This is a genomic window from Tardiphaga sp. 813_E8_N1_3, from assembly GCF_051811025.1.
In the GTDB taxonomy this organism is placed as follows: Bacteria; Pseudomonadota; Alphaproteobacteria; order Rhizobiales; family Xanthobacteraceae; genus Tardiphaga.
In genome coordinates this window covers 1,328,636-1,352,089 of the sequence record NZ_JBPWQE010000001.1, presented here as the reverse complement: position 1 = coordinate 1,352,089, position 23,454 = coordinate 1,328,636, and the positions used below count along the sequence as shown (strand labels likewise).

22 protein-coding genes are annotated in these 23,454 nt (G+C 62.7%); 11 read left to right on the top strand and 11 right to left on the bottom strand.

Going from position 1 to position 23,454, the window contains the following annotated elements; genetic code table 11:
• The first annotated feature begins 68 nt into the window (after positions 1-68).
• From AB8A33_RS06350 to AB8A33_RS06340, 3 genes are all read left to right on the top strand, one after another.
• Positions 69-1,460: an MFS transporter gene (locus AB8A33_RS06350; RefSeq protein ID WP_439091995.1), complete on the top strand. Its 1,392-nt coding sequence runs from the start codon at positions 69-71 to the stop codon at positions 1,458-1,460.
• 198 nt (positions 1,461-1,658) lie between these two features.
• Positions 1,659-3,080 carry a glycogen synthase GlgA gene (gene glgA / locus AB8A33_RS06345; protein WP_439091994.1) on the top strand — a complete coding sequence of 474 codons (1,422 nt, stop codon included), beginning with the start codon at positions 1,659-1,661 and terminating at the stop codon, positions 3,078-3,080.
• Positions 3,081-3,209: 129 nt separating this feature from the next.
• Entirely contained in the window at positions 3,210-5,423 is a 2,214-nt protein-coding gene (locus AB8A33_RS06340; protein ID WP_439091993.1) for an SLC26A/SulP transporter family protein, read from the top strand.
• Between the two features lie 5 nt (positions 5,424-5,428).
• Here the strand turns inward: AB8A33_RS06340 and cnbZ are convergent, their stop codons facing one another.
• The 6 genes from cnbZ to AB8A33_RS06310 are packed head-to-tail and all read right to left on the bottom strand — an operon-like array spanning position 5,429 to position 10,750.
• Positions 5,429-6,184 carry a 2-amino-5-chloromuconate deaminase CnbZ gene (gene cnbZ, locus AB8A33_RS06335; protein ID WP_439091992.1) on the bottom strand — a complete coding sequence of 252 codons (756 nt, stop codon included), beginning with the start codon at positions 6,182-6,184 and terminating at the stop codon, positions 5,429-5,431.
• A 27-nt stretch (positions 6,185-6,211) separates the two neighbouring features.
• Positions 6,212-6,928, bottom strand: coding sequence for an ABC transporter ATP-binding protein (locus AB8A33_RS06330; protein ID WP_439095868.1), 717 nt, complete (start codon positions 6,926-6,928; stop codon positions 6,212-6,214).
• 7 nt (positions 6,929-6,935) lie between these two features.
• Positions 6,936-7,697: an ABC transporter ATP-binding protein gene (locus AB8A33_RS06325; protein WP_439091991.1), complete on the bottom strand. Its 762-nt coding sequence runs from the start codon at positions 7,695-7,697 to the stop codon at positions 6,936-6,938.
• Positions 7,690-8,640: a branched-chain amino acid ABC transporter permease gene (locus AB8A33_RS06320; protein ID WP_439091990.1), complete on the bottom strand. Its 951-nt coding sequence runs from the start codon at positions 8,638-8,640 to the stop codon at positions 7,690-7,692. The genes AB8A33_RS06325 and AB8A33_RS06320 overlap by 8 nt, the downstream gene beginning before the upstream one ends.
• On the bottom strand, positions 8,637-9,503 hold the full coding sequence (locus tag AB8A33_RS06315; protein ID WP_068735300.1) for a branched-chain amino acid ABC transporter permease: 867 nt from the start codon (positions 9,501-9,503) through the stop codon (positions 8,637-8,639). Before AB8A33_RS06315 ends, AB8A33_RS06320 begins: the two co-directional genes overlap by 4 nt.
• Before the next feature lie 29 nt (positions 9,504-9,532).
• Positions 9,533-10,750 carry an amino acid ABC transporter substrate-binding protein gene (locus AB8A33_RS06310; RefSeq protein ID WP_439091989.1) on the bottom strand — a complete coding sequence of 406 codons (1,218 nt, stop codon included), beginning with the start codon at positions 10,748-10,750 and terminating at the stop codon, positions 9,533-9,535.
• A 158-nt stretch (positions 10,751-10,908) separates the two neighbouring features.
• Between AB8A33_RS06310 and AB8A33_RS06305 the strand changes: the two genes are divergently transcribed.
• A complete protein-coding gene (locus tag AB8A33_RS06305) occupies positions 10,909-11,814 on the top strand; it encodes a LysR family transcriptional regulator (RefSeq protein WP_439091988.1) in 906 nt (301 codons plus the stop codon).
• 8 nt (positions 11,815-11,822) lie between these two features.
• Here AB8A33_RS06305 and hutX read toward each other — a convergent pair whose 3' ends face one another.
• From hutX to AB8A33_RS06290, 3 genes are all read right to left on the bottom strand, one after another.
• Positions 11,823-12,329 (bottom strand): heme utilization cystosolic carrier protein HutX, encoded by a 507-nt coding sequence (hutX, locus tag AB8A33_RS06300; RefSeq protein ID WP_439091987.1) that lies wholly within the window; start codon positions 12,327-12,329, stop codon positions 11,823-11,825.
• A 47-nt stretch (positions 12,330-12,376) separates the two neighbouring features.
• Positions 12,377-12,715, bottom strand: a complete 339-nt coding sequence (locus tag AB8A33_RS06295) for an antibiotic biosynthesis monooxygenase family protein (RefSeq protein WP_068735293.1) — start codon at positions 12,713-12,715, stop codon at positions 12,377-12,379.
• Positions 12,716-12,812: 97 nt separating this feature from the next.
• Positions 12,813-15,194 (bottom strand): TonB-dependent hemoglobin/transferrin/lactoferrin family receptor, encoded by a 2,382-nt coding sequence (locus AB8A33_RS06290; RefSeq protein ID WP_439091986.1) that lies wholly within the window; start codon positions 15,192-15,194, stop codon positions 12,813-12,815.
• Between the two features lie 256 nt (positions 15,195-15,450).
• On the opposite strand from AB8A33_RS06290, the gene hemP reads away from it, so the two are divergent.
• The 7 genes from hemP to AB8A33_RS06255 all read left to right on the top strand — a co-directional run bounded on the left by hemP (position 15,451) and on the right by AB8A33_RS06255 (position 21,844).
• Positions 15,451-15,645, top strand: a complete 195-nt coding sequence (gene hemP, locus AB8A33_RS06285) for a hemin uptake protein HemP (protein ID WP_068735289.1) — start codon at positions 15,451-15,453, stop codon at positions 15,643-15,645.
• Positions 15,642-16,622: a heme/hemin ABC transporter substrate-binding protein gene (locus AB8A33_RS06280; protein ID WP_439091985.1), complete on the top strand. Its 981-nt coding sequence runs from the start codon at positions 15,642-15,644 to the stop codon at positions 16,620-16,622. Before hemP ends, AB8A33_RS06280 begins: the two co-directional genes overlap by 4 nt.
• 1 nt (position 16,623) lies before the next feature.
• Positions 16,624-17,721 carry a FecCD family ABC transporter permease gene (locus tag AB8A33_RS06275; RefSeq protein WP_439091984.1) on the top strand — a complete coding sequence of 366 codons (1,098 nt, stop codon included), beginning with the start codon at positions 16,624-16,626 and terminating at the stop codon, positions 17,719-17,721.
• Positions 17,722-17,726: 5 nt separating this feature from the next.
• Positions 17,727-18,548 (top strand): heme ABC transporter ATP-binding protein, encoded by an 822-nt coding sequence (locus tag AB8A33_RS06270; protein WP_439091983.1) that lies wholly within the window; start codon positions 17,727-17,729, stop codon positions 18,546-18,548.
• A 141-nt stretch (positions 18,549-18,689) separates the two neighbouring features.
• Positions 18,690-19,055 carry a response regulator gene (locus AB8A33_RS06265; protein WP_089265330.1) on the top strand — a complete coding sequence of 122 codons (366 nt, stop codon included), beginning with the start codon at positions 18,690-18,692 and terminating at the stop codon, positions 19,053-19,055.
• Between the two features lie 106 nt (positions 19,056-19,161).
• Entirely contained in the window at positions 19,162-20,451 is a 1,290-nt protein-coding gene (locus tag AB8A33_RS06260; RefSeq protein WP_439091982.1) for an amidohydrolase family protein, read from the top strand.
• 34 nt (positions 20,452-20,485) lie between these two features.
• Positions 20,486-21,844: an FAD/NAD(P)-binding protein gene (locus tag AB8A33_RS06255; RefSeq protein ID WP_439091981.1), complete on the top strand. Its 1,359-nt coding sequence runs from the start codon at positions 20,486-20,488 to the stop codon at positions 21,842-21,844.
• On the opposite strand, the gene AB8A33_RS06250 is transcribed toward AB8A33_RS06255, so the two are convergent.
• Positions 21,841-22,614 carry an ABC transporter permease gene (locus AB8A33_RS06250; RefSeq protein WP_439091980.1) on the bottom strand — a complete coding sequence of 258 codons (774 nt, stop codon included), beginning with the start codon at positions 22,612-22,614 and terminating at the stop codon, positions 21,841-21,843. The two genes, AB8A33_RS06255 and AB8A33_RS06250, sit on opposite strands and share 4 nt — an antisense overlap.
• Entirely contained in the window at positions 22,611-23,429 is an 819-nt protein-coding gene (locus tag AB8A33_RS06245; protein ID WP_439091979.1) for an ABC transporter ATP-binding protein, read from the bottom strand. The genes AB8A33_RS06250 and AB8A33_RS06245 overlap by 4 nt, the downstream gene beginning before the upstream one ends.
• Between the last annotated feature and the right edge of the window lie 25 nt (positions 23,430-23,454).

Sequence of the window (23,454 nt, the reverse complement as noted above, 5' to 3'; positions counted from 1 at the left end):
GGCAAAGCGAACTATCCTAGATAGCGCGGATCGGCGGCCAGTTCGGTCGCCCCCAGGAATCCCCAGCTATGGCAGACGGTATCGCGGCACAGGCTCCCCAGCCGACGGAAGGGCTGACGCCGAGCCAGCAGCGTTGGGCGCGGCTTGCCATCTTTACCGCCCTTGCCATGGCCTCGCTCGATACCGCCATTGCCAATATCGCGTTGCCCTCCATCGCCTCCGATCTGAAAGCCACGCCAGCGGATGTGATCTGGGTGGTCAATGTCTACCAGATCGCCATGGTCGCCACGCTGCTGCCGTTCGGCGCGCTGGGCGAGATCGTCGGCCATCAGCGCATCTATCTCGGCGGGCTGATCCTGTTCACGATCGCGTCCGTCGCCTGCGCATTCGCATGGTCGCTGGACACTTTGCTGTTCGCGCGGGTGCTGCAGGGCCTCGGGGCCGCTGGCGCCATGAGCGTCAATGCCGCACTGGTCCGCGTGGTTTACCCCCCAAGCCATTTCGGCCGCGGGCTCGGTCATAACGCCCTCGTCGTCGCGACGGCCTTCACCCTCGGCCCCACCATCGCCTCGGGCATCCTGTCGGTTGCAACCTGGCCCTGGCTGTTCGCGATCAACCTGCCCTTCGGCCTCGCTGCCATTGTCATCAGCCTCAAGACACTGCCGAAGACCACGCGCGCCACCCATCCCTTCGATTTTCTCGGTGCGCTGCTTACCTCGCTCTGCCTCGGCCTGCTGATCCTTGGCATCGACAGCGCGGCCCATCACACGGCACCGTCCATTGTCGTCGCAGAACTGGTTGCCGGCCTGTTGTTCGGCTGGCTGTTGCTCCGCCGGCAGGCCGATCATCCCGCACCGATGCTGCCGATCGACCTGTTCCGTAGGCCATTGTTTGCCTTGTCGGCCGCAACGGCGGTTTGCTCCTTCTCCGTCCAGGGCCTCGCCTTCGTGTCGCTGCCGTTCTATTTCGAAGAAGTTCTGCATCGTTCGGCAGTCGAGACCGGCTTCTTCCTGACGCCCTGGCCGCTGGTCGTCGGCATCATGGCGCCCATCGCCGGCCGGTTGTCGGACCACTACCCCGCGGGCCTGCTTGGCGGCATTGGCCTCGCGCTGCTCGGCATCGGCATGGTGCTGCTGGCCACCCTGCCGCCCGACCCGAGCGTCGCCAACATCGTCTGGCGGATGGTGATCTGCGGCGCCGGCTTCGGGTTTTTCCAGGCACCGAACATGAAGGCGATCATGTCGAGCGCGCCGGCCGGCCGCAGCGGCGGCGCCAGCGGTATCGTCGCCACCGCCCGACTGACCGGCCAGAGCATGGGCGCGGCACTCGCCGCCTTCTGCTTCGGCCTGTTCGGCCATGGCGGTGCGACTTGGGCGCTGGCGCTCGGCGCCGGCTTTGCCGCGCTCGGCTGCGTCATGAGCTTCCTGCGGCTGATCGTCCCGTCGTCACCCGGTCACTGATTTCAGAGATAATTTTGCGAACTCACATTTCTCTTTTGCAATGCCGTATTAAGTGATGTGATATACTGCAGTGCAGAGACAGATATTTTGCAGCGCAAGTAACAAAACTGAGTTCCATTGCCCTTCGGTTCCGTAAGTACCCAAAGACGCTGGACCAGTTTCGTATCCTTGTAGTCGCGGCGGACACGAGGGCGTTTCTTGAGGGTACTGTTCGTCACTCCAGAGATTGACGACTTCATCCGGGTGGGCGGCCTTGCAGCCGTGTCCGCCGCCCTCCCTAGAGCCTTGCGCATCTGGACCGACGTTCGCATCATCCTTCCCGGCTACCGCGACGTCGTCACACAGTTTCCTGACATCGAGATCGTCGGCGAATGCCCGGCACTGGCGGAAATGCCCGCCTGCTCGGTCGGCCTTGCCGCGACCAAAGATGGCCTGCCTATCTACATCCTGCTCTGCCCGCAGCTCTACGATCGTCCCGGCAATCCCTATGGCGATGCTTGCGGCCGCGACTGGCCTGATAACGACATCCGCTTCGCACGCTTCGCCTCCGCCGCGGCACTGCTCGCGTCCGGCAAGCTCGACAAGAACTGGTCGGCCGATCTGGTCCATGCCAATGACTGGCAGGCGGCCTTGGTGCCAGCCTATCTCGCCTGGAGCGGGGTGAAGATCCCGACCATCCTGACAATCCACAATCTCGCTTATCAGGGCCTGTTCCCGAAAACCTCGCTGCGCCGGATCGGTGCGCCTGCGGAGTCGTTTCACATCGACGGGCTGGAATTCTATGACAAGCTCTCCTTCCTCAAGGGCGGGCTGATCTACTCGTCGCACCTGACCACTGTGAGCGAGACCTATGCGCGCGAGATCACCACGCCGGAACTCGGCTGCGGGCTGGAAGGCCTGCTGACCAAGCGCTCCAACGAGTCGCGTCTGACAGGCATTCTCAACGGGATCGATGAAAGCTGGGATCCGCGCGTCTGCGCGGAGCTCATGAGACCGTTCGGCGCGGGCGACTGGGAAGCCAAACGCGCCAATGCCGACGGGGTACGTCAACAATTTGGGCTCGCGCTCTCCCGCGGGCCCATTTTTGGTTTGGTCGCCCGCCTCGTGCATCAGAAGGGCGTCGACCTCGTGCTGTCGGCGGCCGACGCCATCGTGTCCGCCGGCGGACAGATCGTCGTTACCGGCCGCGGCGAGACCGCGATCGAGAATGCGTTGATGGAAGCGCATCGTCGCCGTCCGGATGCGATCGGCGTCGCCATCGGCTTCAACGACCGCGAGGCACGGCGTATCTTCGCCGGCAGCGACTTCACGCTAATGCCGTCGCGCTTCGAGCCTTGCGGCCTGAGCCAGATGTATGCGCAGCGCTTCGGCTCGCTGCCGATCGGTCACCAGACCGGCGGCCTCGCCGAAACCATCGTCGACGGCGAGACCGGCTTCCTGTTCACGCAGCCCTCCACCGAGTCATTTTTGGGCGGCATCCTGCGGGCCTTCGCGACCTATGGCTCCAAGGAGCGCCTGAACTCGATGCGCCGCAGCGCGATGTCGAAATCGTTCAGCTGGAATATTTCTGCTGCCAGCTACAGCGCGCTGTATCGCAAGACGATCGTCGCCGGCGTGTAGAGCGGGAAATCGGCGAGCGAACCCCGATCTTGGCTTGCGGATCAGTTCCGTTTCACAATAATAGCGAAAGCTGGCAACAACCATTATCCATGAAGACGTGGCCGGTCTCTCCGTGATGAAGGCCAGCCCGTGCTCAAAGCTTCGCCCCCCGCCGAGCCGCTCGTCGACTGGCGGTCGGAAATCAGCGCCGGTCTGATCTCCAGCCTCGTTTGTCTGCCGCTCTGTCTTGCTTGCGGACTGCTGGTGTTTGCGCCGCTCGGCCCCGACTATGTCGCGGCCGGCGCTGCAGCCGGCCTGTATGGCGGCGCCATCGTCGGCCTGGTCGCGGCCGTAGTCGCCACCTCGTCCTATATCGTGACGACGAGCCGCGTCAGCATGGCCCTGGTGCAGGCCGGCCTGACCACGACGCTGGTCAATGACGCCACGCTTGCGAGCCAGCCTGCGATGATCGTGACCGCGATCATGCTGTGTTTGTTTCTGGCTGGGCTGTGGCAGGTCCTGTTCGGACTGCTCGGCCTGACACGTGCCATCAAATTCGCGCCGCATCCGGTTCTGACCGGCTTGCTCAATGGCGTCGGCATGCTGATCGTGATTTCCCAGTTCAAGCCGTTCTTTGCCACGCATACGCTGTCGCCAAACAAGCCGGCGATGCTGGTTTACGTCGTGGCCCTGGCGCTCTTTGTTCTGAACTATCCGGCCATAGCAGGCTGGCTGCGGCTGCCGGACTGGCTGCGCAAGATACCGGGATCGCTTGCAGGCTTCATCGCTGGCACCGCGCTCTACTATCTAATCAGCATCCCGACCGGTCTCGATCTCGGGCCAACCATCGGCGAGATCCATGTCAGCTTCCCGCCGGCAATGCCGCTCGGCGCAGTGTTCGACGGCTCGATCACGCCGGAACTGACCGCCGTGCTTCCGCATGTCGTGCTGGTGTCGCTGGTGCTGGCAATCATCGGCACGGTGGAGACCATGCTGGCGTTTCGCGTGGCACAGCAGCTCGACGACACGCATATCCATCCGGTGCGCGACCTCGCCGCACAAGGCATCGCCAATGCGGCGGCAGCGCTGGGCGGCGGCATCGGCGGATCGGCGATCCCTTCCGTTATTCTGCTCGGCTATCGCATGGGCGGCCGCACGCGCTGGACCAGCATTTTCGTGGCGCTCAGCCTGTTAGCCATCACATTCGCGCTGTCGTCGATGCTCGCACAGGTGCCGCGCGCGGTGTTCGCCGGCCTGCTGCTCGTGATCGGCATCGTGCTGTTCGATCGCTGGAATCTGCAACTGCTGACCGACATTCGATCGAGCAGCGAACCGCAGGTTCGCCGGCACGCGATCTATAACCTGATCGTCGTGCTCGCGGTGATGGCCGTAACCGTGTTCAGCTCTGTCGTTTCCGGAGTGATCGTCGGCATCATCCTGTCCTGCATCATCTTCGTCATCAATATGAGCCGGCCGCTGGTGCGCCGCGCTCATCTCGGTGACACGCTGTTCTCCAAGCGCATCCGCTCGGCCGACGATCTCGCGATCCTGCAGCAGACCGGGCAGCAGCGCGCCATCCTGCAGCTTGAAGGCGCGCTGTTCTTCGGCAATGCCGACGACCTCTCGCTCCGCGTCAAGGACCTGTTCAACAGCACGGATATGGTGCTGCTCGACATGGGTGCCATCTCCGACCTCGACGTGTCCGGCATCAATGCGTTGCGAACGCTGCGCCAGAAGGCGACTGAGAAGAAACGGCGACTGATCTACTGCAATGTCCGGCCGGTCCATGCCGCCATCATCGGCAACGGAATCGGGCACGATCCCGCATCACCGCCAATGACACAGGATCTCGATTCCGCGCTGGAGTGGATGGAGCAGACCATGCTCGACCGCTCCGCTGCGAGGCAGGGGCAAGCGGATGAACTGGCTCTCGAGCAGATCGACTTTCTCGATGGCGTTTCGGGCGGCGAGATGGCCGAACTGACCGCGGTGATGACCAGGCGTGAATTTGCATGCGGCGATACGATCTGCCGCGAGGGCGACGCCGGCGACCGCATGTGGCTGATCCTGAAAGGCAGCGTCAGCGTGCTGCTGCGTACCGACGGACATCACGAGCGACGCCGCATCGCCGGACTTGGCCGCGGCACGACGGTCGGAGAAATGGCGCTGGTGGAATCGGTGCCGCGCTCGGCGACCATCGTCGCCGACGACGAGGTGGTCTGTTACGAATTCCCGCGCGACGGCTTCGACGTGATCCTGAAGAAAAATCCAGTGCTCGCCACCAGGCTGCTAGGCAACCTGGCGCGCGAACTCACCCGGCGACTACGGCAGACCTCGCAAGATCTGCGCGTCAGTCATCACTGAGGCGGTTAAACCTCGACCACGCGCTCCACATGCACGCGGCGGCAGTCCATCTCGTATTCGAGATCGACGACCGGTGGACGGTTGAAGTGCCAGGTCAGACCGTTGCGGAACACGCCGCGGCGACCGAGTTCGCTTTCCAAGAGCGCATAGACGTCGCGCACGGTGTAGAGCTGCGCGCCGGTGGTTTGCTCCCAGGTGCCGGAGAATGCGCTCATGCGGCGCTCCATCTCGTCGAGTACGAACTTGGCTTTTTCCAGCATGCCCGACGGGCTGATGTCGCCGAGACGCACGGTGTTGTCGCGATAGTCGCCCTTGCCTTCCGCGGCCTCACCGCTGCCGGCGATGACGAAGGACGCCGGCGCATTCGGTGCGACGGTCGTGAAAGAGAAGGCGTGGAAGCCTGGCTCTGACGGCGGATCAATCTTCGGACACACATTGCTGCGCGCGATGGGATTCACGCGATCCTTCATGATCCCCCAGTCTTCGAGGGTCTTGATGTAGATCTCGTTGAAGTCGATGAAGCCCTGCTCCGTGAACGGCGCCGGCGAGCGCAGTTCGCAGGCCGCAAAGGCGGTCAGCGGCCGGCCGGCGGCCTTGATGATCTCGGCAACCCTGGCGAAGCCTTCCTTCAGCGGAACGACTTTGGAGAAGCGCACGCGCTCCAGCGCGAAGCCGGGCAGCGCGCCGACGCCGCAGGAATACTGGAACACGCCCGGCATGTAACGGTAGCCGCTATTGGGGGCTTCGACGGTCTCGATCATGGTTGGCCTCTTGCGATGAAATCAAAGTCAGTCTTCGAGGACGCCGAGATAGGCGTCGCGAATGATGGGATCGGCCAGCAATTCGGCGCCCTGCCCGGTGCGCACGATGCGGCCCATATCCATGATGTAGGCGTGATGGCAGAGGTCGAGCGCCGTGGTGACGTCCTGCTCCACCAGCAGGATCGACATGCCTTCGGAATTCAACTGGCGCAGCGCCGCAACCAGCTGCTCCACCAGCAGCGGCGACAGACCAAGCGAAAGCTCGTCGATCATCAGGAGACGCGGCGCGCTCATCAGCCCGCGGCCGATGGCGCACATCTGCTGTTCGCCGCCAGACAATGTCGCCGCCGCCTGGTTGCGACGCTCGCGGAGCTTGGGAAATGTCGTGTAGACGCGATCGAGATCGCGATTGAGCTCGGTGCGGCTGACACTGCGCGAATAGGCGCCCATCAGAAGATTGTCCTCGATGCTCATGGCACCGAACAACCGTCGCCCTTCCGGCACATGGACAACGCCGTGAGCCAGCATCTGCGCTGCCGTCGCCTTCGAGAGATCGACGCCCTCGGAGATATATTTGCCGGAGGTCAGCAGGATCAGCCCGGACAGTGCACGCATCAGCGTGGTCTTGCCGGCGCCGTTGGAGCCGATCAGCGCGGTGATCTCGCCGGAGCGCACCACCATGTCGATGCCCCACAGCACCTGGATTTCGCCATAACCGGCGCAGACCCCATTCAGTTCGAGCATCGGATGATCAGCCACGGGCGGCGTTCCGTTGTGCATATTGCTGGCCCAGATAGGCATCGACGACGGCGGGATCCTTGATGATGTCGCGCGGCGCGCCGTCGGCGATCAGCCGGCCGTTATGCAGCACCGCGATGCGGGTGCAGACATTGAGCACGACCTTCATCAGATGCTCGATCATCACGATAGTGATGCCGTCGGCGGCGAGCTGATGGATCAGCTTGGTGGCGCGTTCGACCTCGGCGCTGTTGAGGCCGGCATTGACCTCGTCGAGGAACAGCAGCTTCGGCTTCATGGCCAGCGCCTTGGCGAGTTCCAGCCGCTTGCGCATGGCCAGCGTCAACGTCGCCGCGGATTGATCGGCCTGCGCGTCGAGGCCAACGAATGCGAGATGCGCGCGGGCGGCCTCACGCGCCGATTTCAGGCTCTCGCCGGGCTGCGAGAACAAGGCGGCGGCAGCGACATTGTCGAGTGCCGAAAACTCCGCAAAGGGCTGCACGATCTGGAAGGTGCGCGACAGGCCGAGCCGCGCAGATTGATAGGTCTTGATCCGCGTGATGTTGCGGCCATCGAAAGTGACGACGCCCGACGATGCCGGGGTGACACCGCAGATCGTGTTGACCAGCGTGGTCTTGCCTGCGCCGTTCGGGCCGATCAGACCGACTACCTCGCCCTTGTTGACCGACAGCGAGACATCGCTCAGAGCTTTCAAGCCGCTGAAGTGACGCGAGACGTTGCTGAGATGCAGGATTTCGTGACGGATCTCAGACATGCTTTGCCTTTCGTCCGGTCAGCCCGCGCCAGATCTTGCCGGCATGCAGCGAGACCAACCCATGCGGCAGGAACAGCAGCAACAGGATGATGAGCACGCCCAGCACGCCGGAATGGATCTGGATGTAATTGCGCCAGACCACCTCTTCGAGGCCGAGATAGACGAAGGCGCCGCAGACCACGCCGAGCGGCGATCCGAGCCCACCCATCAGCGCCATCACAATCGGCTTCACCGAATAGAGGATGTCGAACACATCGGACGGGTCGATGTAGTGCACCCAGGCCGCGTAGAGCCCGCCGGCAGCACCGACAAAACAGGCGGACAGGCCGAAAGCCACGGCCTTGTAGAGCGTGGAATTGAGACCGACCATGTTCGACGCCGTCTCGTTCTGCCGGATGCAGTTGAGGCCGAAGCCGAGCTTCGACATCGACACCGCGATGACGACGAGCGCGGTGATCAGCAGCAGGCCCCACATGGCATAGAAGAAGAACGTCGCGTCGGAGAGGACACTGGAGCCGGACACCAGCGGAATGTTCAGGCCCATGCCGCCGCCTGTGAGGTCGGTGGCATTGTTGACGAGTTCGCGGAACACCTCGACCAGCGAGAGGCTGGCGATGGCGAAGTAATGGCCGCGCAGGCGGAGCAGCACCGCACCGAGGGCAGCAGCAAGCAACAGGCACAATACCAGCGACCCCAGCAGCGACAGCGTCAGCGGCACGCCCTTGTTCATGAGAATGCCGGTGGTGTAGGCGCCGAGGCCGAAGAACGCCGCGGTCGCGAAGGACGGATAGCCGGCGAAGCCGCCGACGATGTTCCATGACAGCGCGAAGATCGCATACATGCAGGCCATGGTGCCCAAGCGCAGCGCATAGGCGTCGCCGACCAGCGGCAGCGCGGCAACGCAGGCGATGAGGACGAGAAGCGCGATATTGGTCCGGGTCATTCAAAACCCTTTCGGCCGAGCAAGCCCTGGGGCCTGACGACAAGGAAGATGATGAGCAGGACAAAGGACAGCGTCACTGCATGGGCCGGACCCAGATAGACCGAGCCGACGCCTTCGACCAAAGCCAGCAATATGCCGCCGGCCAGCGCCCCGGACACGCTGCCGAGACCACCAAGCACGCAGACCACGAAGGCCTTGCCGAGATAGGCCGACGACGTCAGCGGCGAGATCGGGAAGATCAGCGCCATCAGCACACCCGCGCAGCCGGCCAGCGCCGCGCCAAGGCCGAACGCAATGGCGTAGATCGACTTGACATCGACGCCCATCAGTACCGCCGCATCGCGATCAAGCCGGACAGCGACGATGGCGCGGCCGACTTTCGAGCGGCGCAACAGCAGATAAAGCAGGAAGGTCAGCGCCAGCGCTGAGGCCGTTGCGATCAGGCGATCAACGGGCACGACCACATCGAAGATCGAGATCGATCCCGTGGGCGGATTGAGGATCAGCTTCCGGTAGTCGGCCTTGAAGTAATAGATCATCGCATTGTTCAGGATCAGATCGAGCCCGAAGGTCAGCGTCAGCGTCACCAGCACCGGAGCAGTGATGACGCGGTTGAGCAGCAACCGTTGTAGCAGATAGCCGAACACGAAGAAGGCCGGCGCCGCGATCAGCAGCGCATACCAGGGCGACAGCCCGAGCGAATTATACGCACCCCATGCCAGATAGGCGCCGAGCACAATGAAGGAGCCGTGGATCAGGTTGATGACATTGAGCACGCCCCAGACCAGCGAGAAACCGATCGCGATACAGGCATAGAGACACCCAAGCACGAGTGCATTGATCAGGACCTGGATGGCCAGCATTTGGATTCCTCGCCGGTCTCGGCCGCTGCTCAGTTCACGCCGAGCTTGAAGTCGCCCTGCTTGATCGCATCGGGGAACAGCACCACGGGCTTGCCTGCCTGGATCTGGAAGACCGGAGGTTCGAGCGAGTTGATCTGGCCGTTGGCGCCGAACTTGACCGGGCCCCAGAAGGTCACGACGTCCATCTTGGCGAGTTCGTCACGCACCTTGTCACGGTCCAGCGAGCCGGCCTTTTCAATGGCCATCTGGAACAGCGCGCCGCAGACCGCAGCCGAAGCGTGAGCGTAGTCGGGCTCGAGCTTGTACTTGTCCTTGAACAGCTTCACGAAGTTGGCCGTGGTGCCGAAAATGTCCTTGCCGTTGTACTGTTCGGCCGGGTGCCACCACGAGGCGCTGGAGATGTTCTCGGCGCTCGCCCCGGCGGATTCGATGAATTCCTGATAGGCCGGACCGGCGATCATGGTCACGACATTGGCCTTCATCTGCTGATCAACCATCTGCTTGCGGATCAGCAGGAGATCGTTGGTATAGCCGGTGACGAACACCCATTGCGGATTCAGCGACTTGATCTGCGACAGGGTGGCGGAGTGGTCGAGCGTGTTGATGGCGTATTTTTCGAAGTACACGACCTCAAGACCATTGGTCTTGGCGGACTTTTCCATTTCCTGCGCAATGGCCAGCGGGAACAGATCGTTACGCGCGAGGATCGCGACCTTCTTGACGTCGGCGGCCTTGGCCTTGACGAGCTGCGTCAGCGGCGTGGTCAGCGTGTCGTTGGGCGTGAAAGTGCCGAACAGATATTTGTAGTTTTGATCGTAGACTTGGGATGACGACGCCGTCGCGGCGAGCATCGGCACCTTGTACTTCTCGGCGATCGTGCTGGCAGCCTTGGCGGCGCCCGAACCGAACGGGCCGAACATGAAGTTCACCTTGTCCTGGGTGATCATCTGTTCCGTGGTCTGCACCGAACGCGGCGTGTTCGACTGGTAGTCCGAATAGACGATCTCGACCTTGTACTTCTTGCCGCCGACATCGATGCCGCCGGCCTTGTTGGCCTGCTCGGCCCAGAGGTCATAGCCCTGCTGCTGCTTCACGGCTTCCGGCGCCAGCGGCCCGGTGATCGGCAGCGGCGCGCCGAAGCGGATGACATCCTGCGCCGAAGCCATTGAGGAGGTCGCTCCCAGGCCAGCCGCAGCCAGCAGGAGGGATGCGGAAAAAGCCGAGACAGCAAGCCGGGGATGAAACATCCAAATTCTCCATCGATGACGGGACCGTGACCTGTCAAAAAGTCTGTCTGATTTAGATTTCGAATAAAAGCATTGAATTTCGATGTGAGAGGTCTGAAAATCAGAACGCTAGTCAGGTCCTGCCATCGCGCTGGGCAGCCAGTCGCGAGGGACCAACGATGATCGAATCCACCGCCATTCGCTATTTTCGCGTGGTTACCGAGTCCGGATCGATCAAACAGGCCGCCGCAGCGCTCCGCATCGCCCCCTCCGCCATCAGCCGACAGGTTCAGGGGCTGGAGGAGGAGCTCGCGGTCAAGCTGTTCGAGCGCGGCGCGCGCGGCATGAACCTGACCGATGCCGGCCACGTGCTCTATCGCTATGCAGTCGAGAACCGCAGCCAGCTCGACGGACTGCGCAGCCAGGTCGAGGAATTCGCATCCTTGCGCCGCGGCCAGGTGAAGATCGCTACGGTCGAAGGCATGCTGTCGAGCTTCCTGCCCAACTCTTTCGTCGACCTGTCGCAGCAATATCCGGGGATCGCGCTATCTGTTACCGCCGTGGGCGCTCGCGACGTGGTCGAGATGGTCAGCCAGAACGAGGTCGATCTCGGCCTGATCTTCGGTCGTGCGCCACGACGCGATCTGATCGAACTCGGACGCATGCGACAACCGGTCTGCCTGATCGTCGCGCCCACTCATCCGCTGGCCAGCCAGAACTCATACGCGATGAAGGATCTTGCAGGGTTGCGCGTGATCTTGCCGGACCCATCGTTCGGCATTCGTCAGGAACTCGACAAGTCCTGCGCACAGGCCAGTGTGCGACTGGAAATATGCAGCGAGACCAACTCGCTGGCCTTCACCCAGACCGTGGCTGCCCGCACCGACCTTGCGACCTTCCTGCCGATGGTCTCGGCGACGGCGGCCATCAACGCCGGCACACTGGTCGCGATCCAGCCGCGGGACCGCAGGCTGGAGTCAACACAGGTGACGCTGGTGCAGTCGGCTGCACGCATGGCATCGCCCTCAACGCGACTGGTCGCCGAGATGCTGGTGGCGCAGATGAAGGATAATGAGGAAGGGTAGACGCGCGATTAGGCAGCGAGCTTTCCAGCCAACGCACGGAAACGTTCGAGCTGATCCTGCTTCAGCGCACGGGTCTCGTCACGGCCCACGAAGACCTTGAACATCACGCCGCCATCGACATTGAGGAATGCGACGAAGGCCGACGACTTGCCCATGAAAGGGCGCTCGACGAAAGCCACACCGCCGCAGCGCTCATGACGCAGATGGCCATGCAGTCCTTTAGGCTGTGTCAGATTGTAGTAGCCATGACCGATGGCGCCCGGTGACAGCGGCGCCGTAGTCTCGAAGATGCCGTCCTCGGTGTGCACGATCAGCGTCACCTCGCCCCACTCGGCGATATCAGTCATCGCGGTGACGAACACGTCAGCGCCGCCGCCGATCGTCACCATCCCCTCGGGCAGCGCTTCCAGCACCGCACGCGGCGTGACGTTGCGCTCGCGCGCAACAGTCTCGATCACGGCGCCGGGATTCTCCGCCATATAGGTTTTCAGCGCGGCGAGATCCGTATTCAGCATGAGATGGCTCCGTGATCGATCATTGGTGTGAGACGCAGTGCCTGCAATCAGGCCGCAGCGCTCTTGCGACGCTCGGACTGGATCACCTCGAAACCCTCGAATTTCGGGTGACCGAGATAGAGGCTGGCGCCTTCCGACTTGTTGTCCGCGCGGGCGTGCGCCTTGCGGAACTGCTCGGACTTGGTCCAGCCCTCGAAGTCCGCCTTGCTGGCCCAGACCGTGTGCGACGAATACAGCGTGTGATCTTCAGCCACCGGACCTTTCAGCAGGCTGAACTCGATGAAGCCCGGCAATTCCGAGAGATAGGATTCGCGGGTCGCCCAGATGTTTTCGAAAGCGGCTTCGGATCCGGTTTTGACCTGAAAGCGGTTCATGGCGATGAACATGGATAGTTCCTTCCTTGATGTGTTCGTTGCCCACTATAAGCGAAATCGCGCCCGGACATGAGCGCGATTTCTTTGAGGTTGCCTTGATCTGCGACAGCTACGCGCCGCCGAAATGGACCTTCAGGCCACCCTTGTAAACAATACCCGCGCCAGGGCTGGTCCAGAGCACGTCGTTCTGGGTGGTGCCATCCGCACCCGCGCCTGGAATGGCGTAGGGGCGATAGTACTGGTTCAGGATGTTGTCGACGCCGAAGTTGAGGGTGATATCAGGCGTGGGCTGATAGGCCACGTACAGATTGACGAGATCGTAGGCGGTCGACGGGACATAGCCGACTGGGATGTCGGTAATGGCGCCAATTGAAGACCACTGAGCCGAGATGACCAGCTTGCGATCCAGCAGGCGGAGACCACCAGTGGTCGTGACCTTGTGCGGCTGGATCGTTGCCAGACCGACATTGGTCTGAGTGTTCTTGCCGCGCTGAACCGTAGCGCCGACACCCAGGAACCAGTCGCCTGCGTCATACGACGTTTCGGCTTCGAAGCCCTCGATCTTTGCCGACGCGATATTCTGGTACTGGTAGAACTGGCTGAACCGGCCCGGAATCGGGAAGCCCATGAACGTCAACGGCGACGCGACCGGGGTCGACGCAACCAGATCGATATAGTCGTCGACATCGTTGCGGAAGACGTTGAACTTGGCACGGAAGCTATCGCCGGCTGTAAAGACACCATTGTACTTCAGATTGACACCGACTTCCTTGTTCTTGCCGACTTCAGCACGCAGGTTCGGATTTGGCTGGAAGCAGAACAGACCTGAGGTGCCATCGGGACAGTTGAACAGCGTCGGACCGCCACCCGTGGCGTGACCACCCGCGATCAGCGTCTCTGTGATCGACGGCGCGCGATAACCCTCGGCATAGCTCACATAAGGCGTGAAACCTGCAACGGGCGTAACGCCGACAGTGATCTTCGGCGAGAGGCGATCACCGCTCGACGACGTCGTTCCGGCGATCCCTGTGCCCGACGAATTCAGTTCGTAGTGATCGTAACGCAGCGCGCTGATGACTTCGAGCCAGGTCGAGTAGTTGTTCTTCAGCTGGATGAAACCGCCGCCCACCGTACGGTCGCCGCTTGGCGTGGTGATGTTGGAGTTACCGCGTGAATCAAACGTGGAAACCTTGTCGTTGAAGACATCGAAACCGTATGTAACGGCATTGCGCCATCCGCCGAGATCGAAACGCGAGGTGTTGTTGACGTCCACGCCGATCGTATCCAGCAGGTAACCGCGGCGGTCGCCGACGCAGCCCGAGATGTTGTTGCCAGGGTTGGCCAGCGTACAGGTGCCTGAGCCCGCGGTGATGCGGTTGTTATAGGTCTTCACCTGATCGTTGTCGGTGCGATTGCCGTACAGCGTGGCGCTCCAGTCGAACAACATGTCATCCGGCTTGGAGTACTTCCAGGTCACCGTACCGGTATAGGTCTTCGCCGTGGATCCATAGACCGACGAACCGGCGATGGCCGCTGCCGGCGCCGCCGTGGTGGTCGGACCGCGGTTCAACTGGCCGATGCTGTACTGGTAGTCCTGGAAGATACCGCCGAACTTGATCTCGTGACCATCGGCAGGACGAACGGTCAGTTTCATCAGGCCCGCAGCGATATCGTTGCCGGTGTTGCCAATCTCGGTGCCGTCGCCGTCCTTGTAGTTGCCTTGTGTCCTGTAGACCGCGCCGCCAAACACGTCGACGGACGGGTCGACACGCACACCGCCGAACACCGAACCCATGCCACGGGCATTGTTGGAGCCGTAGGAACCACTCATATCCACGCCCCAGCGCTCGCCGGGCCGCAGGACGTCATTGATGTCCTTGGTGCGGAACGAGGCCACGCCGCCGATGGCACCGGAGCCGTAGATATTGGCAGTCGGGCCGCGGGTGATATCGATGCCGCCGATCAGTTCGGGATCCAGAAAGAATGAGCCATTCGCATTATGACCGGAGCGCTGATAGTTCTGGCGCGCACCATCGACCACAACGGCGACACGGCCGAAGTCCTGCAAGCCGCGGATATTGATCGCCGTGGACGGATCATCGCCACGATCCTGCATCCAGACACCAGGAACATTGTAGAAGAGCTGGCTCAGCCGGCTCGGCTGCTGCAGCTGGATCTGCTCCTGCGTCACGACACTGACCGGGGCCAGCGCATCGATGGCGCGCTCCTGGGTCTTCGAAGCCGTCACCGTGATTTCATCGAGTGACTGCCCAGTGCGACTGGCCTGCGCATTGGCGTTAGCCACCTGCGCCGGCACGGCCGCCGGCTTAGCGGCTGCACGCTTCTTCTTGGCGGGTTTCGGCTTTTGCGGCTGCACGTCGCCTGCCTGCGCGGCGGCCTGTGCCAAGGCTGTCTCGGAGACCAACGCCCCCATTGATACGATCGACACACCCAACAACAAGGCGCGCGTAGTCATGCCCCCGAGAGCCATAGCCTAATCCCCAAACACAATTTTTCAACGGATCGTGGCTGGCTGGCGCTGCACGAGGCAGGGAGCTTGCTGGCTTTCGAATGCGACTCGGGGACCCCTGCCACCAAGTTGCCATTTTCGATTACGGTTCATTAACAGAGGGGTCAAGCAATCCCCGCCCTGTTTATACTGATTATAGACTGCAGTGCTTGGCGATGAGGTGCGACAAAACCTATAACGATGACAGAGACTTTCACGGATGGGATAGATCGGCGCTATGGATACGGGTTCTCACGACGGCAGCGCTGCCGCTCACGCCAAATCCTCAGCCGGACGCAATGTGGTCATAAATGGCGACCGGATGGACAGCAAGGAGCTGTTCGCGGATCAGCGTGAGTTGCTGATTACGCATGGCGACGAGACCTATCGCCTGCGCCTGACGTTCCAGAACAAGCTGATCCTCACCAAATGACCGCGGGCCTCCCTGTTCGACGTCATCGCATCGCACATGCGCTGCAATGTGTAGCGCTCGCCAGCACGCTGGCATTCTCTGCCGCCGCCTCAGCGGAAGACGCCGTTGTGCGCGACGCGCGCGGACGCGACGTCACTATCGGCCATCCGACCCGCATCGTCTCAATCGGTGGCGCGGTGACCGAAATTCTTTATGCGCTCGGCGCTGATGACCGCATCGTTGCCGTCGATACGACCAGCCTGTATCCGCCGAAGGCCATGGCCGACAAACCCAATGTCGGTTACATGCGCCAGCTCTCTGCGGAAGGCGTCCTGGGGCTGAATCCGCAACTGGTGCTGGCCATCGCAGGCTCCGGCCCGAAGGAAACCATCGACGTCATCGACGCCGCCAAGATCCCGCTCATCGTCGTACCGGACACGTTCACCGAAGCCGGCATGGTGGAGAAGATCCGGCTGGTCGCCAAGGTCGCCGGCGTCGAAGCACGCGGCGAATGTCTCGCCAATGCCGTGGGCGGCGATCTTGCCGCGCTGCGTGAATTGCGCGCCAAGGTGAAGACCCCGCCACGGGTGATGTTCGTGATGTCCTTCCTCGATGGCCGAGCCATGGTCGCAGGCCAGAAGACGGCAGCCAACGAAATCATCAAGCTGGCCGGCGGTGTCAATGTGGCGGACAGCTTCGACGGCTACAAGATCATGAGCGATGAAGCCATCGCCGCAGCCAAGCCGGATACCGTGCTCTCGATGGAGCGCGGCAAGGACACGCTGCAGGCCGACACCGTGTTTGCCAGCCCGGCATTCGCACTGACGCCGGCCGCGAAGACCAAAAATCTGGTCGCCATGGACGGCCTCTATCTGCTCGGCTTCGGCCCACGCACGGCGGCCGCCGCGCGCGACCTTGCCGTGAAGCTCGATCCGGCAGTGACCGCTGACGCAGCCTCATTCAAGCCTGCCTCGCTCGCCGTCAACTGTCGTCAATAAGATGACTGCCGCCGACGCCAAGCTGACTGCGTTTGTCAGAACGAAGGGCCGGGTGCGCCGCCCTGCAACCATCGTCGTCCTGTGCGGTCTGTTCGCAGCACTCCTGCTGACGGTGCTGCTTGCCGCCACTGTTGGCGCCGCCGGCATCCCACTATCCCGCCTGCCCGCGGCACTCGGCCTCGCGGCCGCCGATCCCGCCAATCCATTTGCCGCGCGCGATCAGCTGATCCTGTGGTCGATCCGGATTCCGCGCATTGCCATCGCCGCCATGATCGGCGGCATGCTGGGCGCCGCCGGCGCGATCATGCAGGGCCTGTTTCGCAATCCCCTCGCCGATCCGGCGCTGGTCGGCGTCTCCAGCGGCGGGGCGTTTGCTGCAGCGGGCGCCATCGTCATCAGCGACAGCCGCTTTGCGCATTATGTGAGTTTTCTGCAGCCGTTCCTGCTGCCGCTTGCGGCCTTCATCGGCTCGCTGCTGACAACGATCATTTTGTATCGAATCTCCAGCCGCAGCGGACGTACGTCGATTGCACTCTTCCTGCTCGCCGGCATTGCCATCGCCGCGATCGCCAATGCCGGCATCGGCCTTCTTGTGTTCATCGCCGACGACCGGCAACTGCGCGACATCACGTTCTGGCTGCTCGGCTCGCTCAGCGGCGCGACCTGGAACAAGGCAGCGACGATTGCGCCCATGCTAGCGCTGGGCCTGATCGGAATGCTGTTCACCAGCCGTGGCCTCGACGTGCTGATCCTCGGCGAATCCGAAGCGTTTCATTCCGGTGTCGATGTGGAGCGTCTCAAGCGCATCTGCATCGTGCTGGTCTCCGTCATGACCGGCGCAGCGGTTTCGGTCTGCGGCGTGATCGGCTTCGTGGGCATCGTGGTGCCGCACCTGCTGCGGCTGATGGTCGGACCGGGTCATCGCCTGCTTCTGCCGGCTTCCGTCGGTCTTGGCGCCAGCCTGCTGGTCGGAGCCGATACGCTGGCCCGCACCATCGTGGCGCCGGCCGAGATGCCCATCGGTATCCTGACTGCCGCCGTGGGCGCGCCGATCTTCCTGCTGATCCTGCTGCGTCAGCGCGGGCTGGTGGGGCTGTGACACAGATGGCCAAATCGTCCGTCCTGACGGCATCCGGCATCTCGCTGACGATCGGCCAGGCCACGCTGCTTAATCATGTCGATCTCACCGTCAACAGCGGCGAGATGGTCGCCATCGTCGGTCCCAACGGCGCCGGCAAGTCGACGCTGCTGCGCCTGTTGTCGGCCGATCTGCGTGCGTCGCGCGGCGCAATCACGCTCAAAGACCGCGATCTCCACGCCTGGTCGCCCGCCGAACTGGCGATGCGGCGCGCGATGCTGTCGCAACATGTCAGTGTGAGCTTTCCGTTTACGGTCGAGGAAGTCGTGCAGATGGGTCGGGGCAACCTGCCGCTGGCTTCTGCGCAATCGCTCGTCAATGCCGCCATCGATGAAGTGGGCCTTGGCGACTTCCGGCATCGCGAATTGCCGACGCTCTCCGGCGGCGAACAACAGCGCGCGCATTTCGCGCGCATCCTCGTGCAGCTCGCTTGCGGCGAAGCTGCCCATGGTCCTGGCATCCTGCTGCTCGACGAGCCGACATCATCTCTCGATCTGCGTCACCAGATCGAACTCGTCGAAATTTCGCGGCAGCGTGCGCGCAACGGCACGGCGGTGATCGCAGTGCTGCACGATCTCAATCTCGCCGTTCGGTTTGCGGATCGCATCATCGTGATGCGCAACGGCGCCGTTGCAGCGGAAGGGACACCATCGGAGACGATCACCAGCGATGTGATCCGCCGCGTGTTCGATATCGACGTCGCTGTCGCACGCACCGACGATGGCGCGCCCTATCTGCTGCCGCAGATGATGCAACAGATTGCGACCTCAACTTCCATAACGGGTTGACTGTAGTTCTGCCGGGCGCATCATCCTGCGCAGGCATGCATATGCGATAGCAACATTGTTGCTCACGGAACTCACTTTTATCTGAACTCCCCATAGACTGATGCATTGCCTTCCTGTCGCAACAAACCACGGAGGTTCCCCATGGGATATGCACACAGGTCGACAGCATTGGTGGTCGAGAACGACGAAGCACAACGCACACTGGTCAGCCTGCTGCTCGAAGAGAGCGAGATGAACGTCATCGAATGCGAAAGCGCGGAGGCGGCTGTGCTGGTGCTGGAGGAATCCGGCGACAATGTTGCGATGGTCTTTACCGACGTGGAACTCGCGGGCATGATGGACGGGATCGAACTCGCTTATCTCGCCAAGCAACGATACCCCGATATGCATGTGATCGTGACCTCAGGTGCGCCTCGCGTGCGTCGGCTGCCCGACGGCACCCTGTTCATGGCCAAGCCGTGGAGCCCGATCGATCTGCTCCGCGCCGCACAACAATCGTTTCACTGATACAGGTCAAAACGGACCGGCGGATGCCGTCCGCGTGGGACCGTCTTGCATTGCTGCAGCGCAACGCCGATAATTCGGCGATCGCACCTGCAGCAGCAAGGGTTTCATGCCGTTCGACCTCCTCATTCGCAACGCCACGCTTCCCGACGGCCGCACGGGCCAGAATATCGCCATCGAAGCGGGCCGTATCGTCGCGGTGCAACCCAATCTGGCGGGAGAAGCCGGACGTGTGATCGATGCCGCCGGGCATCTGGTCTCGCCGCCCTTCGTCGACATCCACTTCCATATGGATGCAACGCTATCGCTTGGCCTGCCGCGCCTGAATGTGTCGGGTACCCTGCTCGAGGGCATCGCACTGTGGGGCGAGTTGAAGCCACACCTCACCTATGAGGCACTGGTCGAACGCGCGCTGCGCTATTGCGATCTCGCGGTGGCACAGGGCCTGCTCGCGGTGCGTACCCATGTGGATATCTGCGACGACCGGCTGCTGGCTGTCGACGCGCTGCTCGATGTCAAGAAGCAGGTCGCGCCCTATCTCGATCTCGAACTGGTGGCCTTCCCTCAGGACGGCTATTTCCGTTCACCCTCGGCTGCACAAAATCTTGCCCGCGCCCTCGACAAGGGCGTCAGCATCGTCGGCGGCATTCCACATTTCGAGCGGACCATGGCCGATGGCGCCGCATCGGTGAAGACACTCTGTGAGATCGCCGCCGCGCGCGGACTGCGCGTCGACGTGCATTGCGACGAAAGCGACGACCCGCTCTCGCGCCATATCGAGACCCTCGCCTATGAGACCCAGCGTCTCGGACTGCAAGGCCGCGTCGCCGGCTCGCACCTGACCTCGATGCATTCGATGGACAATTACTATGTCTCGAAACTGCTGCCGCTGATCGCGGAGGCCGGTGTCGCTGCGATCGCCAACCCGCTGATCAACATCGTGCTGCAGGGCCGCCACGACAGCTATCCGAAGCGCCGCGGCCAGACCCGCGTGCCGGAGATGCGGCCCTACGGCATTAACGTGGCCTTCGGCCAGGACTGCTGTATGGACCCGTGGTATTCGCTGGGCTCGGCGGACATGCTCGAAGTCGCGCATATGGGCCTGCATGTCGGGCAGATGACCGGCCGCGACGCGATGCGTTTCTGCTTCGATACGGTCACCACCAATCCGGCAAAGATCATGGGCCTCGATGGCTACGGCCTCGATGTCGGCTGCAACGGCGACCTCGTGCTGCTGCAGGCGCACGATCCCATCGAAGCGATCCGCCTGAAGGCAACGCGGCTCGCGGTCGTGCGCCGCGGCAAGGTGATCGCCGAAACGCCCGCGCGGATCGGCCGGCTCGCGCTCGATGGCCGCCCAACATCGGTCGATCCGGCCGCCTACGCGCCGCCGACTTGATCTCTCGACCCCCTCCCTCGCATCGTCCGGCAGCATGACATCAGTCTCTCCCCATTCTCTGCGTGTTGCCGTCATCGGCGGCGGCGTGGCCGGCGCGTTTGCCGCGCTTATCCTTTCCAAGCTGCCGCAGATCGGGACGATCACCGTGCTGGATCGCGACGGCGCCTTCGGACGTGGGCTCGCCTATTCCGCCAAGGCCAAGTGGCACCGCATCAACGTTCCCGCTTACAAGATGGGCGGGCTCGGTGCCGACGATGACGGCTTTGTTGAATGGCTGACCGAGACAGGCCAGGCCGACTGGCCGGACTATTCAACCTCCTTCGTGCCTCGCCGGGTCTATGGCGACTACATCTCGACGAAGTTCAACGAACTGACCGGTAGCGGACGCGTAACGCCGCGGCAGGATGTGGCTCTGAGTGTGACGCGACAGGGCGATGGTTATCGCGTTGCGACAGCATCGGGCGCAACCATCGATGCCGATCTGGTGTTCCTCTGTCTTGGCAATCCGCCGCCCTCGCCGTTTCCTGGCGTCGATGCCTCGCCGCGCTCGATCACCAACGTCTGGGCGCCGGGCGCGCTCGATCCGATCGGCAAGGACGATCGCGTGCTGGTCATCGGCACCGGTGCCACCGCGGTCGATATGGTGATCGATCTCGTCCATCGTGGCATGCGCGCACCCATCACGATGGTCTCGCGGCGCGGATTGCTGCCACTGGTCGATGTGCCCGCGCAGACCGATCCTGATCCCATGACGTCATTCCCGGTGCCCACCGCGCGCGGCCTTCTGGCGGCGTTACTGAAGGACACCCGCCGCAAGGTGGCCGCAGGAATTCCATGGCAAACCATGGTCGACACGTTTCGACTGTCGATTGGTGAACTCTACAGGAACGCCTCCGAGACCGAACGCGCCCGCTTTGCGCGGCATCTGCGTGCGATCTGGATGGTGCACCGGCATCGGCTGGCACCCGACGTCGCCGAGCTGCTGGAGCAGTTGCAGCGAGACAAGCAGCTCGATGTGATCGCAGGTCGCATCACCAGCGCGGTTGCGACACCGTCGGGACATGCCGTCACTATCCGCAAGCGCGGGCACGGCGAAACGATCAACCTCGCCACCAACTGGATTCTGAACTGTACCGGCCCGGAAGAGCGTTATGATCGCTTGGGCGACCCGCTCATCAAGTCGCTGCTTGCGACCGGGCAAGTCCGGACCGGCTTCAACGGCCTCGGCCTCGATGTCGCCCCAGCCTGCGAGCTGCGTGACAGCACCGGTCATGTTCAACCCGGCTTCTATGCCATCGGCCCGGCGACACGCGGCGCGTTCTGGGAAGTGACTGCGGCATCCAACATTCGGCGACAGTTGCTGGCCGTGAGCGAGCAGTTGAAGACGCTCTAGCCGTTCCGCCACGGCACGATGACGCGCTCCAGCGCATCGAAGCCGGCGTTCATCACGAAGCCGATGATCGCGATGACGAAGAGGCCGACATACATGGTCTGGACGTCGAACAGCTCCCACGCATTCCAGATCATGTAACCGAGCCCCTGCTTGGCGCCGACCATCTCGGCGATGGCGATCAGCACCAGCCCCATGCCGGCGCCGAGCTTGATGCCGGTCATGATCAGGGGCAATGCCCCGGGCAGCGCCACGGTACGAAACATATTGAAGCGGCTGGCGCCGAAGTTGCGGCCGACATCGAGGAAGATCGGGGCAATCTGGCGCACGCCGGCCGCCGTGTTGATGACCACCGGATAGAACACGCCGATCGCGACCATCGCAATCTTCGAACTTTCACCGAGACCGAAAATCAGCAGGATCAGCGGCAGCAGCGAACTTTTCGGGATCGGATAGGTCGCCGAGATCAAGGGATCGAAGGCAGCTCGCACGGGGCGATAGAGCCCGATGGCAAGCCCGATCACGATGGCCGGCACGCAGCCAACGATAAAACCGGCAGCGAGGCGATACAGGCTGGCTCCCACATGACGCCACAGCGCCCCGGAGGAAGCGAGCTCGAACAGATGCCCAATGATGTTAGAGGGCGCCGGAAAGAACCTGACGTCAACGATGCCGGTGCGGGCGCAGATTTCCCACAGGCCGAGCAGCACCAGCGGCGACAGGACGCTGATGGTGCGGTCACTCCACAGCGAGCGAGTCTGGCCCGCGCTCATGCCTTGCTCCCCGGCTCGCGGCTGCGTGCGCGGTCGACCTCTTCGCGCAGTTGAGCCCAGATGTCATAGACCAGCTCGCCATAGGCCGGCGTGTGCCTGAGCTCGACCACGTTGCGCGGCCGCGGCAGATCGACCGGCACGATGGTCTTGATGCGCCCCGGCCCCGCTGTCATGACCATGATGCGGTCGCCGAGCGTGACGGCTTCATCGACACTGTGGGTAATGAAGACCACGGTCTTGCGCGTTTCTTCCCAGATCCGCAGCAGCTCTTCGTGCAGCAACGTCTTGTTCTGCTCGTCGAGCGCCGAGAACGGCTCGTCCATCAGCAGAATGTCGGGATCGTTGGCGAAGGCGCGCGCGATGGAAACGCGCTGTCGCATGCCACCGGAGAGCTGATGCGGATAAAGCGTGCGCGCACCATACATGCCGGTCTTGTTCAGATAGTGCCCAACCACCTCATCGATGCGCGCCTTCGCGGCGTTACGCATCGTCAGGCCATAAGCGGCGTTGTCCCATACGGTCATCCAGGGAAACAACGAGTCGCCCTGGAACACCATGGAATTCTGCGGATGGCCGGGCTGCGAATTGGCGATGTCGATCCGGCCGTCCGATGGCGCATCCAGCCCGGCGAGCATGCGCAGCAGGGTCGTCTTCCCGCAGCCGCTTGGACCGACCACAACGAAGAAGGTACTGGCAGGGATATCGAGCGTGATCCGGTCGAGCGCAAGCTGCGTATCGTGCCGCTTGGTGACGTCGCGCAGGCTGATCTTCGGCGCGGGCACTAGCCCGCTATCCCCGATTGCTGCTGTCGACATCTGCACTGCCATCGTTACGTTTCTC